This window comes from Marivita sp., from assembly GCF_020055635.1.
Classification (GTDB): Bacteria; Pseudomonadota; Alphaproteobacteria; order Rhodobacterales; family Rhodobacteraceae; genus Marivita.
On the sequence record NZ_JAIPUT010000002.1, the window covers coordinates 1 to 15,548 of the forward strand.

17 protein-coding genes and 1 pseudogene are annotated in these 15,548 nt (G+C 63.0%); 11 read left to right on the forward strand and 7 right to left on the reverse strand.

Features of this window, described 5'->3' with window-relative positions; translation table 11 throughout:
- Positions 1 to 306, forward strand: a pseudogene (locus tag LCF60_RS01150) (aminotransferase); the annotation flags it as partial.
- A 2-nt stretch (positions 307 to 308) separates the two neighbouring features.
- On the opposite strand, the gene LCF60_RS01155 reads toward LCF60_RS01150, so the two are convergent.
- The 4 genes from LCF60_RS01155 to LCF60_RS01170 are packed head-to-tail and all read right to left on the reverse strand — an operon-like array spanning position 309 to position 2,422.
- Positions 309 to 932, reverse strand: a complete 624-nt coding sequence (locus LCF60_RS01155) for a trimeric intracellular cation channel family protein (RefSeq protein WP_292289177.1) — start codon at positions 930 to 932, stop codon at positions 309 to 311.
- Positions 929 to 1,390: a ribonuclease HI gene (gene rnhA / locus LCF60_RS01160; protein WP_292289178.1), complete on the reverse strand. Its 462-nt coding sequence runs from the start codon at positions 1,388 to 1,390 to the stop codon at positions 929 to 931. The genes LCF60_RS01155 and rnhA overlap by 4 nt, the downstream gene beginning before the upstream one ends.
- Entirely contained in the window at positions 1,383 to 1,973 is a 591-nt protein-coding gene (locus tag LCF60_RS01165; RefSeq protein WP_292289179.1) for a class I SAM-dependent methyltransferase, read from the reverse strand. Before LCF60_RS01165 ends, rnhA begins: the two co-directional genes overlap by 8 nt.
- Positions 1,970 to 2,422 (reverse strand): DUF3429 domain-containing protein, encoded by a 453-nt coding sequence (locus tag LCF60_RS01170; protein ID WP_292289180.1) that lies wholly within the window; start codon positions 2,420 to 2,422, stop codon positions 1,970 to 1,972. Before LCF60_RS01170 ends, LCF60_RS01165 begins: the two co-directional genes overlap by 4 nt.
- A gap of 232 nt (positions 2,423 to 2,654) precedes the next feature.
- Between LCF60_RS01170 and LCF60_RS01175 the strand changes: the two genes are divergently transcribed.
- The gene (locus LCF60_RS01175; RefSeq protein WP_292289181.1) at positions 2,655 to 4,847 is read left to right on the forward strand and encodes a DEAD/DEAH box helicase; all 2,193 of its coding nucleotides are present in this window, start codon (positions 2,655 to 2,657) and stop codon (positions 4,845 to 4,847) included.
- Between the two features lie 83 nt (positions 4,848 to 4,930).
- Here the strand turns inward: LCF60_RS01175 and ispH are convergent, their stop codons facing one another.
- Positions 4,931 to 5,881, reverse strand: a complete 951-nt coding sequence (gene ispH / locus LCF60_RS01180; protein WP_292289182.1) for a 4-hydroxy-3-methylbut-2-enyl diphosphate reductase — start codon at positions 5,879 to 5,881, stop codon at positions 4,931 to 4,933.
- Positions 5,882 to 6,017: 136 nt separating this feature from the next.
- Between ispH and LCF60_RS01185 the strand changes: the two genes are divergently transcribed.
- On the forward strand, positions 6,018 to 6,485 hold the full coding sequence (locus LCF60_RS01185; RefSeq protein WP_292289183.1) for a cytochrome c: 468 nt from the start codon (positions 6,018 to 6,020) through the stop codon (positions 6,483 to 6,485).
- 84 nt (positions 6,486 to 6,569) lie between these two features.
- On the forward strand, positions 6,570 to 7,823 hold the full coding sequence (locus tag LCF60_RS01190) for an MFS transporter (protein WP_292289184.1): 1,254 nt from the start codon (positions 6,570 to 6,572) through the stop codon (positions 7,821 to 7,823).
- Here LCF60_RS01190 and LCF60_RS01195 read toward each other — a convergent pair.
- Both LCF60_RS01195 and LCF60_RS01200 read right to left on the reverse strand, forming a co-directional pair.
- Complete coding sequence (locus LCF60_RS01195) at positions 7,804 to 8,241, reverse strand: YqaA family protein (RefSeq protein WP_292289185.1); 438 nt, start codon at positions 8,239 to 8,241, stop codon at positions 7,804 to 7,806. The genes LCF60_RS01190 and LCF60_RS01195 overlap by 20 nt on opposite strands.
- A 24-nt stretch (positions 8,242 to 8,265) precedes the next feature.
- Positions 8,266 to 8,838, reverse strand: a complete 573-nt coding sequence (locus LCF60_RS01200; protein WP_292289186.1) for an NYN domain-containing protein — start codon at positions 8,836 to 8,838, stop codon at positions 8,266 to 8,268.
- A 153-nt stretch (positions 8,839 to 8,991) separates the two neighbouring features.
- On the opposite strand from LCF60_RS01200, the gene folK reads away from it, so the two are divergent.
- The 7 genes from folK to acpS all read left to right on the forward strand — a co-directional run bounded on the left by folK (position 8,992) and on the right by acpS (position 15,507).
- Positions 8,992 to 9,558 carry a 2-amino-4-hydroxy-6-hydroxymethyldihydropteridine diphosphokinase gene (gene folK / locus LCF60_RS01205; protein WP_292289187.1) on the forward strand — a complete coding sequence of 189 codons (567 nt, stop codon included), beginning with the start codon at positions 8,992 to 8,994 and terminating at the stop codon, positions 9,556 to 9,558.
- 75 nt (positions 9,559 to 9,633) lie between these two features.
- Positions 9,634 to 9,987, forward strand: a complete 354-nt coding sequence (rpoZ, locus tag LCF60_RS01210) for a DNA-directed RNA polymerase subunit omega (RefSeq protein ID WP_292289188.1) — start codon at positions 9,634 to 9,636, stop codon at positions 9,985 to 9,987.
- 39 nt (positions 9,988 to 10,026) lie between these two features.
- Positions 10,027 to 12,165: a bifunctional (p)ppGpp synthetase/guanosine-3',5'-bis(diphosphate) 3'-pyrophosphohydrolase gene (locus tag LCF60_RS01215; protein ID WP_292289189.1), complete on the forward strand. Its 2,139-nt coding sequence runs from the start codon at positions 10,027 to 10,029 to the stop codon at positions 12,163 to 12,165.
- A gap of 20 nt (positions 12,166 to 12,185) precedes the next feature.
- The gene (locus LCF60_RS01220) at positions 12,186 to 12,839 is read left to right on the forward strand and encodes a DUF2062 domain-containing protein (RefSeq protein WP_292289190.1); all 654 of its coding nucleotides are present in this window, start codon (positions 12,186 to 12,188) and stop codon (positions 12,837 to 12,839) included.
- 26 nt (positions 12,840 to 12,865) lie between these two features.
- Complete coding sequence (locus LCF60_RS01225; RefSeq protein WP_292289191.1) at positions 12,866 to 13,618, forward strand: pyridoxine 5'-phosphate synthase; 753 nt, start codon at positions 12,866 to 12,868, stop codon at positions 13,616 to 13,618.
- A 9-nt stretch (positions 13,619 to 13,627) separates the two neighbouring features.
- Positions 13,628 to 15,112 (forward strand): alpha/beta fold hydrolase, encoded by a 1,485-nt coding sequence (locus tag LCF60_RS01230; protein WP_292289192.1) that lies wholly within the window; start codon positions 13,628 to 13,630, stop codon positions 15,110 to 15,112.
- Positions 15,109 to 15,507, forward strand: coding sequence for a holo-ACP synthase (gene acpS, locus LCF60_RS01235; protein ID WP_292289193.1), 399 nt, complete (start codon positions 15,109 to 15,111; stop codon positions 15,505 to 15,507). Before LCF60_RS01230 ends, acpS begins: the two co-directional genes overlap by 4 nt.
- The last annotated feature ends 41 nt before the right edge of the window (positions 15,508 to 15,548 follow it).

A 15,548-nucleotide genomic window follows, 5' to 3' on the forward strand; every position in this document is an offset into this window, starting at 1 on the left:
GATGCCCAGATCGAACACCTGATCGAGAACCGGAAGATTTTCGATGAGGCAGTCAACGCGATCCCCGGCGTGCAGTCTTTGCCGCTGGCTTCGACCTATCTGGCCTGGGTCGATTTTTCGGGCACCGGCATGGATTTCGAAGAGATCAGCCGCCGTGTGCGCAAGGAGGCGCGCATCGCTCCCAGCCCCGGCCCGGAATTCGGCCCCGGTGGCGAGACCTTCCTGCGCTTCAATCTCGCCACGCAGCGTTACCGCGTCGAGGAAGCCGCCAAACGTCTGCAAGAGGCGTTCAGCGACCTGCAATAAGGTCAGTTGCGCGGCGGGCGGGACTTGTAGACGGGCAGGCTCCAACCAAAGGCGATGGAGCCTGCGCGCAACCCGAAGGTGATCGCGGCGGCAAGCAGAACTGTTGGCGTCTGACTGACGCCAAGCAGGGGAGCAAACGCGATCACCGCTGCACCAGCCACGGCACAGGTCACGTAAAGTTCGCCCTGCTTGAGCACCAGCGGCACTTCGTTGGCCACCACGTCGCGCATCAGCCCGCCCATGCAGCCGGTCACGGCCCCCATGACGATCACGATGGCCGCACTCTGCCCCAGAGCGGCGGCAATATTGGCCCCGGCAGCCACGGCGAAGGACAGAGCGGCAGCATCAAGCCAGAGGATCGCGGTGTAGCGGCTTTCGAACAGGTGGGCGGTGAAGAACACGAGCAGGGCGGCCACAACGGCGACGCCCAGATAGGTCGGGTCGGCCATCCAGAACACCGGGTTGCGGTCCAGCAGGACATCGCGGATCGTCCCGCCGCCGACCCCGGTGAGGATCGCAAGGAAGGCAAAGCCGATGATGTCCAACTGCGCGCGGCTGGCGACCAGGGCCCCGGTCAGGGCAAAGACGAGCACCGCCGCGTGGTCAAGCAGCGCGATCAGCGTCACGCAGCGCCTTTCTTGAACGGCTTCATGCCTTCGCGCGCCAGTTCGTCGGCGCGTTCGTTTTCGGGATGGCCCGCATGGCCCTTGACCCATTCCCAGGTCACGTCATGGCGTTTCTGCGCTTCGTCCAGACGCTGCCACAGTTCGACGTTCTTGACCGGTTTCTTGTTGGCCGTCTTCCAGCCGTTGCGTTTCCAGCCGTGGATCCAGCCGGTCACGCCGTTCTTCACGTAGGCGCTGTCGGTGATGATGGTCAGCGAGGACGGCCGCGCCAGCGTTTCCAGCGCGTGGATCGCCGCAAGCAATTCCATGCGGTTGTTGGTGGTGTTCGCCTCGCCACCCGACAGGGTGCGTTCCTTGACGATTGTATCGCCGTCCTTTGCCTGCATCAGCACACCCCAGCCTCCGGGTCCGGGGTTTCCGGAACAGGCTCCGTCGGTATAGGCGTAAAGTTCAGGCATGGGCGGTCACGGATATCCAGTTTTCCTCGGTGCCGCTTAGCCCCTTGTCGCGCCCGCGTCGATAGGGGCCGACGGTAAAACCGGCTTTTTGCAGCAGGCCCGTCAGCTCTGCTTCGGTGTAGTAGGTATAATGGCGATTGAGGCTGTCGCGCCCCTCGCCGGTGCCTTCCTTGACCGCGACATGAAACAGGCCGCCGGGTTTCAGCGCTGTGTGTATCGCCGATAAATGATGCGGCAGATCTGCACGGGGCGCGTGCAGCAGGCTGAAATTGGCCCAGACGCCCTCATAGATCGCGGTGCCGCTGATGTCGTGGAAACTGGCCTGCCGCGCGGTGATGCCGTCGATGGCAGCGGCCAGTTCGATCATCGCGGCCGAGGCGTCGAGTGCGTCGACCTTGCATCCTGCCAGCACCATGTGTCGGGCCGACGTGCCGGGGCCACAGCCGAGATCGAGCACCCGTGCGCCCTGCGGCAAGGCAGCAAGGAACGCGGCAAGCGTGGCGCTGGGCGTGTCGGATGGATCAAGCCTGGCGTAATCGCCTGCGCGGGCATCGTAGACGGCGATGGTCTTGCGGTCGGTCACAGGAACACACCGACGGACAGGCAGAGGATGACCAGGGCGGACAGCAGAACCCGCAGGTGCATCCACCATCGGGGGGCCAGACCCCAGGTCCAGAAGGCGAAATCCAGCACCAGCAGACCGAGGAACCCGAAGATCAGGTTCATGCCCGCCGACACCGGGCCGCCGCCGGTCATGAAAAACGCCCAGAGCGCCGGGATCACCGACAGGGCATAACCGGTGGCCGCCTGCCCGCCCTGCGCCTTGGTGGCAAAGCCCCACAGCACGCCGGACATGAAGCTGAGAATCACCATGCCGTAGGACAGCTGCACATAGGGACCGATGAACCGGGGGCCGAGCGTGTCGATCCCCCATTGCGCCGCCGCATCCGACAGCAGGGTCAGCGCACCCCAGGCAAAGGGGATCACGCCGGCAAGGCCCAGGAACAGGGCAGAGCGGGGGATTTGCGTCATGGCTTGTCCGTTTTCGGTTGCTCGGTCGCCACATAGCCCAAGCGCGTGCCAGCGCCAACCGTCTGACCGAGACGCCGCAGGACGGCAAAAATCGGGTCGGTGCAGGATTGCGAGCGATGCATGGCGGGTCCTCGGTGGATCTGCGCCGATGACGCTATACATTTGCATGGCAATGATCTAGACGCGCGCTTTGGCCCGCTGACGGGCCGCTGATACAAAGAAGACGACACTCGTGAAAAAAGCCCTGCAAGATGCCCTCGATGCCCGTGGATACGATACGCTGACCCCGGTTCAGGAGGCAGTTCTCAATCCCGGTTATGTCGGGGCCGACCTTCTGGTCTCGGCCCAGACCGGCTCGGGCAAGACGCTGGGCTTCGGCCTTGCCATTGCGCCGACGATCCTCGAGGACGAAACCTTCGGTCCCGCTGGCGCGCCGCTGGCCTTGGTGATCGCGCCGACGCGGGAACTGGCGATGCAGGTGAAACGCGAGTTGGCATGGCTTTACGCGCAGGCGGGTGTCGTGATGGCCTCGACCGTGGGTGGCATGGACATGCGCGACGAACGCCGCGCGCTGGAGCGGGGGGCGCATATCGTTGTCGCCACGCCGGGCCGTCTGCGCGACCACATCATGCGCAACTCCATCGACCTGTCACAGTGCCGTGCCGTGGTGCTGGACGAAGCCGACGAAATGCTGGACCTGGGTTTCCGCGAGGACCTCGAGTTCATCCTCGGCGAAGCGCCCGAAGACCGTCAGACGCTGCTCTTCTCGGCTACCGTGCCGCCGCAGATCGCCAAGTTGGCGAAAAGCTATCAGCGCGACGCGATCCGTGTCGTCACGAAATCCGAGACCAGCCAGCACGCCGATATCGCGTATCGCGCCATGATGGTGAACGACCGGGACACCGACAACGCGGTGATCAACACGCTGCGGTATTACGAGGCACCGAACGCCATCGTCTTTGCCAACACCCGTGCGATGGTCAACCGCCTGACGACCCGCTTGTCGAATCGCGGGTTTCAGGTTGTCGCCCTGTCGGGTGAACTGTCCCAGACCGAACGCACCCACGCGCTGCAAGCGATGCGTGATGGTCGCGCGCAGGTCTGCGTTGCGACGGATGTGGCCGCACGCGGCATCGACCTGCCGAATCTCGATCTGGTGGTGCATGCCGAATTGCCGTCGAACCACGAAACACTGCTGCACCGCTCGGGCCGGACAGGCCGCGCCGGGCGCAAGGGAGTGTCCGCGCTGATCGTGACACCGAAAGTGCGCAAGAAGGCCGAGCGTATCCTGGGCATGGCCAAGCTGAAATCCGAATGGGGGTCTGCGCCGTCGGCCGACGAAGTGCTGGAGCGCGACGAAGACCGCATGTTTGCCGATCCCGCATGGGAGACACCGGTTGGTGAGTCCGAGGAATCGGTTGTGGCCCGGCTGGTGGCCGAAAAGACGGCCGAGCAGATCGCCGCGGCCTATCTGCGCCTCTTCCGCGAACAGCACACCGCGCCCGAGGAATTGTCGGATCCGGGTGCCAAGCCCGAAAAGCGCGAGGAGTTCGGCCCCAGCGTCTGGTTCGCGGTGTCCGGTGGTCGTGCGGCAGATGCCGAGCCGCGGCGCATCCTGCCGATGGTCTGTGGCGCAGGCAATCTGAGCAAGGACGATATCGGCGCGATCCGCATCCAGCAGGATCATTCCTTGGTGCAGATCAAGGAGGCGTCGGTCGCGCGGTTCCTGAATGCCGTGGGACCCGAGATGGAACTGGAAAAGGGCGTGACCCTGACCCGGCTCGACAAGGCGCCCGACTTTGATCGCGGCGCGCGGCCTGCCGCCAATCGTGGACCGAAACCCGAGCGCAAGCCATATGGCGACAGCCCGAAACCCGAGCGCAAGGCTTACGAGGACCGGCCCAGATCGGAACCGTCTTCGGCTGCACAAGCCGACGCTTCGGCAAAGCCCAGACCCGCGCCGAAATCGGCAGCCCCGATCGACTGGAACGATGCACCGGCACCGCGCGTCCGCAAGCCGAAACCGGCGGATCGCAAAGAGTCGAAACCGGCGGGCAAGCCGTATGGAAAGTCGGATGGACCAGCGCGTGAGCGCAAACCTTACCAAGGCAAATCCGACGGCCCGTCGCGCGACCGCAAACCCTATGGCGACAAGCCGGGCGGTGACCGTCCGCCGCGTCGTGCGGAAAGCGAATTCCAGGCGCAGCCCTACAAGGGGAAACCAAAGGGCCCGACTCCGCCCGAAGGCAAGCCCAACAGCAAGAAGAACATCGCGCGCGCCAATGCCGGTGATCCATCGCAAAGCATGCGCAAACCGCGTGCGGGTGCGGGCAAACCGGGTGGCAAGTTCGGTGGGAAACCGGGGGCAAAGCCTGCGGGAAAACCGACGGGCAAGTTTGGCGGCAAGCCGGGCGGGAAAAAGTGACAAGGTGAGCGGTGCGTGGGGACACGCACCCTACGCCGTGGTGTTTCCCGTAGGCTGCGTGCTCGCACGCAGCTTGCGTCCTCTCAGGCCGGAACCCGCAAGACGCGCGGCACCTTGAACTCAACGTTCTCGACCGCCGTTTCGACCGTCTCGACCGTCACCTCGTAGCGATCCCGGAAGGCGTCGATCACTTCGTTGATCAGCTCTTCGGGCGCGCTCGCACCAGCCGTGATCCCAATGCTGGCGATCCCTTCCAGTGCACGCCAGTCGATATCGGGGGCGCGCTGGACAAGCTGGGAATAGGCACAGCCCGCCTTGCTGCCCACTTCGACCAGACGCCGCGAGTTCGACGAGTTCGGCGCGCCGACGACCAGCAGCGCGTCGCATTTCGGCGCCATGACCTTGACCGCCTCCTGACGGTTCGTGGTGGCGTAGCAGATGTCTTCCTTGTGCGGGCCGACGATCTTGGGGAACCGCGCCTGAAGGGCCGCGACGATGTCGATCGTGTCATCCACGCTGAGCGTGGTCTGCGTCACAAACGCCAGCTTATCGGGATCGCGCACATCCACCTTGGCCACATCCGCGACCGTTTCGACCAACAGCACCTCACCCTCGGGCAATTGCCCCATCGTGCCGATGGTTTCGGGATGGCCCTCGTGGCCGATCATGATCATCTGGAGACCGTTCTCGTGGTGCCGCGCCGCCTCGATATGCACCTTGCTGACCAAGGGGCATGTCGCGTCGACATAGATCATCTCGCGCTTGGCGGCCTCTGCGGGGACCGCCTTGGGCACGCCATGCGCGGAAAAGATCACCGGGCGGTCATCAGGGCATTCGTGCAGTTCCTCGACGAACACCGCACCCTTGTCGCGCAGGCTGTCGACCACGTATTTATTGTGGACGATCTCGTGGCGCACATAGACCGGCGCGCCCCATTTCTGAAGCGCCATCTCGACGATCTTGATCGCGCGGTCCACGCCGGCGCAGAAACCGCGCGGTGCGGCGAGGTAGAGTGTCAGGGGCGGTCTGGTCATGTCGATCTCCGTCATGCCCCAGACCTAAAGCCTAGAGGCACGTGTTTCCAGTGCAATGCTGCTTTCACTCAGGCGTGAATTGACCTTCCCGCGCAGGAAGCCGTTGTGTACGCGGGACCACGATGGAGGACGGGACTTGAGAAAGACGATTATGGTCAGTGTGGCATTCGGTGCGGGCCTGGCCGGTGCAGCCTTGGTTCTGCCGGGCTGGACGCAGGACGAGGCGCGGCCGAAGCTGCCCTTTGCCGATGCCACGCGCGTGGCGGAAGGGGCGGCCCTTTACGACACCCATTGTGCAAGCTGTCATGGTGCCGATCTTGAAGGCGAACCGAACTGGCAGGATCGCGATGCCGCCGGGTTTCTTCCCGCGCCACCCCATGACGAGACAGGGCACACCTGGCATCATGACAACGCGCTTCTCATGCGGATCGTGCGCGAGGGCACCGAGGCCATCGTCGGCGGCACCTACCGGTCGAACATGATCGGATTTGGCGACGTGCTGACCGATGACGAGATCGCCAGCGTTCTGGGATACATCAAGAGCACCTGGCCCGCCGAGATCCAGGAGATCCACAACGAGATCAACGCCCGCGTCCTGCCGTAGCGTCGAGCCGGCCAAAGGCTTCGTTTCCGCCGAGCCATGCGTTTGCGACTTGCAAGTGCTTTGGCTTGGAGTCATGGCGGTCACATGCGTCTGACCGAGTATCTTCACGCCAATGCGCCCTTCTTGACGGCGGGTGCCATGCTCACCTTCCTGTCGTCTTTCGGGCAGACCTATTTCATTTCGCTTTTTGCCGGCGAAGTCCGCCTGGATTTTGATCTGAGCCATGGCGCTTGGGGCGGGATCTACATGGTCGGCACGATGGCGTCGGCGGCCGTGATGGTGTGGGCCGGTGGCCTGACCGATGTTTTCCGGGTTCGCATCCTGGCGCCTGTGGTGCTGATCGGGTTGGCGACAGCCTGTCTTGCGATGGCGTTCAACCCCTGGGTCTGGGCCCTGCCGCTGATCATCTTTGCGTTGCGTCTTTTCGGTCAGGGGATGTGTTCGCATATCGCCGTCATCGCGATGGCGCGCTGGTTCGTGGCGACGCGGGGGCGAGCCCTGTCGATTGCTGCGCTGGGATTCGCGGTCGGCGAAGCCCTTGTCCCGATGGCCGTGGTGGCGACCATGACGGTGGTCGCATGGCAGAACCTGTGGATGATTGGTGCCGGGATCTGTGTTCTGGCGATCCCCGTTCTGAACCGCCTGCTGGCACAGGAACGCACGCCCGCGTCCCATGCGGAGACCGATGTCTCTTTCGGGATGCGCGGGCAGCATTGGCGGCGATTGCAGGCGCTGCGGCATCCGTTGTTCTGGTGCATGGTGCCAGCGGTGCTGGGGCCGTCGGCGTTCAACACCGCCTTTTTCTTCCACCAGGTGCATGTGTCCGAAGTGAAGGGTCTGGAACACCTTGTCTTTGTCAGCTTCTTCCCGCTCTACACGGCCGTGGGCATCGCCTCCATGGTGGTGTCGGGCTGGGCGCTTGACCGGTTGGGCACGGCGCGGCTGACGCCGTTCTACCAGCTTCCGATGGTGGTCGCGTTCCTGATCTTCGCCGCCACGCAGAGCCCGATCGGGCTGGCGCTTGGCTTTGTGTTCCTCGGGATGACCTCGGGCGCCAATGCCACCTTGCCGAATGCGTTCTGGGCGGAATTTTACGGCACGGCGCATATCGGGTCGATCAAGTCGATGGCGACGGCGGTGATGGTGCTTGGGTCGGCCATCGGGCCCGGTCTGACCGGCGCGCTGATCGATTTCGGCATCGGGATCGAAACGCAATTCGTCGCAATCGCGATCTACTTCGTGGCCGTGACGGCGATCATGGCGTGGGGCATCACACGGGCAGCGCGTGACATGCCCCTGGCCGCAACGGGTGCCGAGGTCAGAACGCCGCCGCAGTGATCAGGGCCACGACGATATAGCGTATGGTCTTGGCGATGCTCACGAGCAGGAAGAACAGCCACACATTGGTGCGCATGACACCGGCCACGATGGTGAGCGCGTCGCCCAGCGGGGCCCAACTGAACAGCAAGGTCCAGACGCCCCATTTCTGGTACCAGGCCCGGGCGCGCTCGAGCTGGGCCTCGGAGGTGGGAAACCAGCGCCGGTCCTTGTAGCGTTCGAGCACCCGGCCCATCACGTAATTCAGGCCCGAGCCGAGAATGTTCCCGATGCTCGCGACGATGACGATCCATGAGATGGGAATGTCTCCGCGCACTTGCAGCGCGACGAAGACGATTTCGGACTGAAAGGGAAGGATGGTGGCCGCCCCGAACGCCACGATGAACAGACCGCCAAGCGAGACGAGGTCAGTCCACATGAGCCCTCGGGACGCGGATCACCTTCAGTCCTGTTCCGCCGTCGCTGGCTGACGCTCCTGCGTCTGTTCGCGTGGCGGCCGCCCGATGACATCGCGCAGTTCATCGAGTTCGATGAAGTTGTCGGCCTGGCGGCGCAGTTCGTCGGCGATCATCGGAGGCTGGCTTCGGATCGTCGAGACGACCGAAACACGCACGCCCATGCGCTGAAGGCTCTCGACCAGCGGGCGGAAGTCTCCGTCGCCCGAGAACAACACGATATGGTCAACATGTGCGGCAAGTTCCATGGCATCGACAGTCAGTTCGATGTCCATGTTGCCCTTCACCTTGCGGCGTCCCTGGCTGTCGGTATATTCCTTGGCCGGTTTCGTCCGCATGTTGAAGCCGTTGTAATGCAGCCAATCCACCAGCGGGCGGATCGGAGAATACTCGTCATTTTCGAGAAGCGCGGTGTAATAGAAGGCACGCAGCAGTTTCCCGCGACGCACAAACTCCTGACGCAACAGTTTGTAGTCAATGTCGAAGCCAAGGGACTTCGCCGCTGCGTAAAGATTGGAGCCGTCTATAAACAGCGCCAAACGTTCGTCTTTGTAGAACATGAATTGGGCCTTTCAAATAAAGCTTGTTGTGCAACCGGCATCGGGAGTGGTTGGTTCCAACACCTTATGGTCATGCAGCGGGCCGTGATTTAATGATTTGAAGTAACATCGCAAGGTATAATTTCCGGTCAGCCCCCCATGTATGACAGAATTATGAACGATTACCACGTAGCGCTAGGGGCCAATTTGCCCTCCGGCGAAGGCTCGCCGATAGAGACCCTGAAGGCGGCTTTGGACCTTCTTTCGAGGTCCGAAATGATGTCTGTCGTTTCCGTAAGCGCCTTTTATCGAACGCCATGCTTCCCGCCCGGAACCGGGCCCGACTACGTCAACGCCGCGGCACATCTGAGAAGCACACTTGCTCCGCAGGAGGTTCTTGCAGCCTTGCACGAGATCGAGGCGCGGTTCGGCAGGGAGCGGAAAGAACGTTGGGGCATGCGGACGCTGGATCTGGATTTGATTGCCGCAGGGGACGCCGTCTTGCCGGACCTGGAAACCCATGACCGGTGGCGGACCCTTGCACCCGAATCGCAGAAATCCGCTGCTCCGGATAATTTGATCCTTCCGCATCCCCGCGTGCAGGATCGTGCATTTGTTCTTGTACCGCTGAGGGATATTGCGGCAGAGTGGGTGCATCCGGTCCTGAACCGGACCGTGGAAGAGATGTGCAGTGCACTCGCGCCAGAGGATCTGGCGCAGATTGTTGTGCTTGAAACCTGATATCGACTTGTAATCGCCCTGCGCGACCGATATCTAACGTGTTCTCGATTGCTGCCCGATGAATTGGAGTTCCCCATGGCCCGCGTGACGGTTGAAGATTGTGTCGATAAAGTCCCGAACCGGTTCGAACTGGTGATGCTTGCCGCGCATCGTGCGCGCGAAGTGGCGGCTGGAGCCGCAATTACGGTGGACCGCGACAACGACAAGAATCCTGTTGTTGCGCTCCGCGAGATTGCGGACGAAACTCAATCGGCAGACGAACTTCGCGAGAGACTGATCGAATCGAATCAGACTCAGATCGAGGTGGATGAGCCGGAAGAAGACGCCATGGCGCTTCTCATGGGCGCAGAGCCCGACAAGCCGGCAGAAGATGATCTGTCCGAAGAAAAACTGCTCCGCGCGCTCATGGAGGCGCAAGGGCAGGGCTAAGGTCTGCCGCAATGCGGGCCGCATGAAAATGAGGCGCCGATGATCGCGGCTGACGACCTTGTTGCGCTGGTTCGCAACTACAACCCGAAAACCAATGAAGCGCTCATCCGCGCGGCCTACGAGTATGGCCGCGAGATGCATGAGGGCCAGTTCCGTCATTCCGGAGAGCCGTATTTCTCGCACCCGGTGGCGGTTGCCGCGATCCTGACGGAACAGCAACTGGATGATGCCACCATCATCACGGCCATCCTGCACGACACGATCGAAGATACGAAATCGACCTATTCCGAAGTGGCAGCCCGGTTCGGCGACGAAGTTGCCATGCTGGTGGACGGGGTCACCAAGCTGACCAATCTCCAGCTGTCCAGTTCGGAAACCAAGCAGGCGGAAAACTTCCGCAAGCTGTTCATGGCCATGTCCAAGGACCTGCGTGTCATTCTGGTCAAGCTGGCCGACCGTCTGCACAACATGCGCACGATCAAGGCGATGAAGCCCGAAAAGCAGGTCCAGAAGGCCCGCGAAACGATGGATATCTTCGCGCCGCTGGCCGGGCGCATGGGGATGCAGTGGATGCGCGAGGAACTGGAAGACCTGGCGTTCCGCGTTCTCAATCCCGAGGGCCGGGCGAGCATCATCCGTCGCTTCATCACCCTGCAAAAGGAAACCGGCGACGTGATCCACCGGATCACCGGCGACATGCGGACCGAACTGGAACAGGCGGGGATCGACGCCGAGGTGTTTGGCCGGGCAAAGAAACCCTATTCGATCTGGCGCAAGATGCAGGAGAAGGAGATCGGGTTTTCTCGGTTGTCGGACATTTACGGCTTTCGCATCATCACCCGCTCCAAGGCGGATTGCTACGCCACGCTTGGCGTGATCCACCAGCGCTGGCGCGCCATTCCGGGCCGGTTCAAGGATTACATCAGCGAACCCAAGTCGAACGGCTACCGGTCGATCCATACCACGGTCTCGGGCCGCGACGGCAAGCGTGTCGAAGTCCAGATCCGCACCCGCCAGATGCACGACGTGGCCGAAACCGGTGTCGCCGCGCATTGGTCCTACCGGGACGGCGTGCGCAGCGAGAACCCCTTTGCGGTCGATCCGGCCAGATGGGTGGCGTCGCTGACCGAACAGTTCGTCGGCGAAGACGATCACGAGGACTTTCTCGAAGCGGTCAAGCTCGAGATGTATCCCGACAAGGTGTTCTGCTTCACACCCAAGGGCGACGTGGTCAAACTGCCCCGTGGCGCGACGCCGCTGGATTTCGCCTATGCGATCCACACGCGTATCGGGTCGGGCTGTGTCGGTGCCAAGGTCGATGGCATCCGGGTGCCGCTCTGGACGCGGTTGAAGAACGGACAATCCGTCGATATCGTCACCGCCGAGGGACAGAGCCCGCAAGCGACATGGCTGGATATCGCGACCACCGGCAAGGCGAAATCCGCCATCCGCCGCGCGCTGCGCGAAGCCGGGCGCGAACGGTTCGCGCAATTGGGACGCGAACTGGCGAGATCCGCCTTCGAGAATGTCGGCAAGAAGGCCAGCGACAAGGCGCTCGAAATGGCCGCGCGCAACATGCGCATCCAGGACGCCCAGGAATTGCTGGCGCGGCTGGGAAGCGCCGAGATCTCGGCCCGCGACGTTGTCGCGGCGGTCTATCCCGACCTTGCGCCGAAACCGATGGAATTCGTCGAGACCCAGCGCGCGGTGATCGGCCTGGCCAAGGGGCAAGCCTTTGACCGGGCGCCCTGTTGCCAGCCTCTTCCCGGAGAGCGAATCGTCGGCATCGTCGAGCGTGGCAAGGGAGTCACCGTGCACACCATCGACTGTGGCGCGCTGGCCAGTTTCGAAGACCAGCCGGGGCGCTGGCTTGATCTGCACTGGGCGGACGGAAACCATCCGCCGGTCTATAGCGTTTCCATGGAACTGACGATCGGAAACGATGCTGGTGTCCTGGGGCGGATTTGCACATTGATCGGGGAACGCAAGGCCAATATCTCGGACCTGAGTTTCGTGGATCGCAAACCGGATTTTTACAAGCTGCTCGTAGATATCGACCTGACGGATGCCAATCACCTGCATTCCGTCATGTCGGCGTTGCAAGCGGAGAGTGATGTAGCGTCTGTCGTCAGAAGACGGGATCCCGCATTGTCGATGCAAGCGGCTGCGGCCGAATAGGAAGATCGAAGGGGCGCGAGTTGGTATTCAAACGGCGGGACAGGCGATCTATCTTGATCACCCTCCGCGAGGCGCTCTGGCCGCGCGGTGGCTGGACACGCGCGGCCCGCTATGTCCAGCATCGGCTCAATCGTCTGCCGGACCCGCCCGAACGGATCGCGCGCGGCATCTTTGCCGGCGTTCTCACAACCTTCACGCCGTTTTACGGTCTGCACTTCGTTACCGCCGCGATTTTGGCGTGGGTGATGCGGGGCAACATCCTGGCCGCGCTCCTGTCGACCTTCTTCGGCAATCCGCTTACCTATGTGCCGATCAGCGTCGCCTCGCTTCAGACCGGCTATTGGCTGCTCGGCCTCGGCGAGATCGCGCATGAACATGGCAGCATCGGCTACAAGTTCGCCAAGGCGGGCGAAGACCTGTGGCGCAATTTCGCGGCGATCTTCACCGGCAGCGACCCGGAATGGAGCGGTCTGACGATCTTCTATCACGAGGTGTTCTTTCCGTGGCTGGTCGGGGGCATCCTGCCGGGCATCCTCACGGGGCTGGTGTGCTACTATCTTTCCGTGCCCCTGATCCGGGCCTACCAGAACCGCCGCAAAGGGGTGCTCAAGGCCAAGATCGCGGCTTTGAAGAAAAAGAAGAAACAGGCTGACGACGGGCAGGCGGCAGACTAGGTTCAGCTTCAATAACGGAGGCGAGAATGACTGAGTTTGTAGGCCGCTTGCGGCTCGGAGTGAACATCGACCACGTGGCGACCCTGCGAAACGCGCGTGGCGGATCCTATCCCGATCCGGTGCGCGCCGCACGTCTTGCCGAAGAAGCCGGCGCCGACGGCATTACCGCGCATCTGCGTGAAGATCGCCGGCACATCATCGACAGCGACATCGACCGCCTCATGGAACAGTTGCGGGTGCCGCTCAACTTCGAGATGGCCGCAACCCCCGAAATGCAGAAAATCGCGCTGCGTCACAAGCCTCATGCGGTGTGCATCGTTCCCGAAAAACGCGAGGAACGCACCACCGAAGGCGGGCTAGAGGTCGCGCGCGAGGAGAATAAGCTGGCGGGTTTCATCGCGCCGCTGCGCGAGGCGGGCTGCCGGGTGTCGATCTTCATCGGTGCCGATGAACGCCAGATCGCGGCGGCCGAGCGGATCGGTGCACAGGTGATCGAATTGCACACCGGCGCCTATTGCGATGCCCATGCCGAAGGCCGGTTCGAAGAGCGTGACAGTGAGCTTGCGATGCTGCGTGAGATGTCAGCCTATGCGCACTCCTTGGGGCTGGAGGTGCATGCCGGGCACGGTTTGGCCTATGATACGGTTGCCCCGGTTGCGGCCTTCCCCGAGGTGGTGGAGCTCAATATCGGGCATTTCCTGATCGGGGAGTCGGTGTTCCGCGGCCTGGGCCCGGCGATCGCGGAAATGCGCCGCCTGATGGACGCCGCGCGCGTCTGATCCGGCTTTATGGCGCGGCCGGTCCTCACACTTCTCGCGCTGCTGGTGGCAGCGGTGTCGCTTTACGTGCTGGAGGCCGCGCGGTCCGGGATCACCTTTACCGACCGGAAAGTGGGCGACACGCCCGTCACCACCCTGACGCGCGATGGCGCGGATGGGCCCAACGTGGTGGTGGCCCACGGCTTTGCCGGTTCGCGCGAGATGATGCAGGGCTACGGGCTGGTCCTTGCTCGGGCGGGATACCGGGTGCACATGTTCGATTTCGAAGGCCATGGCATGCATCCGGACCCGATGTCCGGGGACGTGACGCAGATCGAGGGCACGACGCGGCTGCTCATGGATCAGACCCGGCGGGTCATCGAGGACGTGGCAGGAGAGCAACCGGTCGCCCTTCTGGGTCATTCCATGGCGACGGATGTGCTCATCCGGGTCGCGGCCGAGGTCGAGGCTGGTCCGATCGTGCTTCTGTCGGCGTTTTCGCAGGCGGTGACCGAAGACCACCCGGAAGACATGTTGCTCATCGCCGGGCAATGGGAACCGCATTTGCGGGAATTCGGCGTGACCGCGCTTCGGATGGTCGCGCCGGAGGCCGACGAGGGCGACACCGTTCGTGATGGCGAGGTTCTGCGCTCTGCGCGATATGCGCCGTGGACCGAGCATGTGTCGATCCTGCAATCGCGGGTCGGGCGGGCCGACGCGCTGGCATGGTTGAACCGGTACTATGGACGCGACGCCACCGCGTCTGTGCCTCCGACGGGCTGGGCCTTTCTGGGTCTGATGGCGGCGATCACCATCCTGTCGGCACCCTTGGCTCGCCTGATCCTGACGCAAGCGGACCTGCCTGCAAATCAGCAGCCGAGCATCTGGCGCTATACCGGAACGCTGGCGGTTCCCGCGATCCTCACGCCGTTCCTCGCGATGCCGCTCGATTTCGGCCTGCTGCCGGTGCTTGTCGCGGATTATCTGGCCATCCATCTGGGCATTTTCGGTCTGCTGAGCCTGCTCATGCAGCGGGTGTTGTGGGGCCCATTCGTGCTTGGCTGGACCAATATGCGTGCCATGAGCCTGGCCATCCTTGCGTTGCTGATCTGGGGCATCGGCGTGTTCGGGTTCGCGCTTGACAGGTATGGCGCGAATTTCTTTCCCATCGTCGAACGGCTTCCGATCATTGCCGCCCTGATCGTCGGCGCGGTACCTTTCATGGTCGCCGACGCGCACCTGGTGTGGAAGGCGTCGGTGTGGCGCCGCATCTCGGCTCGGGTGGCGCTTCTGGTGTCACTGGGCATTGCCGTCGCGCTTGATTTCGAGGGATTGTTCTTCTTGATCATCATCGCGCCGGTGATCGTTCTGTTTTTCCTTGTCCATGGCACGATGGGGCGGGCCTTCGGCAAACGCGCCGGGCCGTTGGTGGCGGGGATCGCGCTGGGCATCATTCTGGCCTGGGCGCTGGGCGTCAGCTTTCCCATGTTCGAGGCGACAGGAGACAGCGCATGATCATCGGCATCGGAACGGATTTGGCCAATATCGACCGCATCGCCGGAACGCTCGAACGGTTTGGCGACCGGTTCCGCAATCGCGTCTTTACCGAAACCGAACAGCGCAAGGCCGAACGCCGCCGCGACGTGGCGGGCACCTATGCCAAGCGCTGGGCCGCGAAGGAGGCGTGTTCTAAGGCGCTCGGCACCGGTCTGCGCATGGGGATCGCGTGGAAGGACATGTCGGTGCGCAACCTGCATACCGGGCAACCCGTGATGGAGGTCACCGGATGGGCGAAGGCCCGCCTTGATGCACTGACCCCGCCGGGCCATGAGGCGATCATTCACGTCACGCTCACCGATGACCACCCCTGGGCGCAGGCCACCGTACTGATCGAGGCGCGCCCCAAGTAACGCCCGCTTGGCTTGACACCCGCCCCGCCCCCGCTCATGTA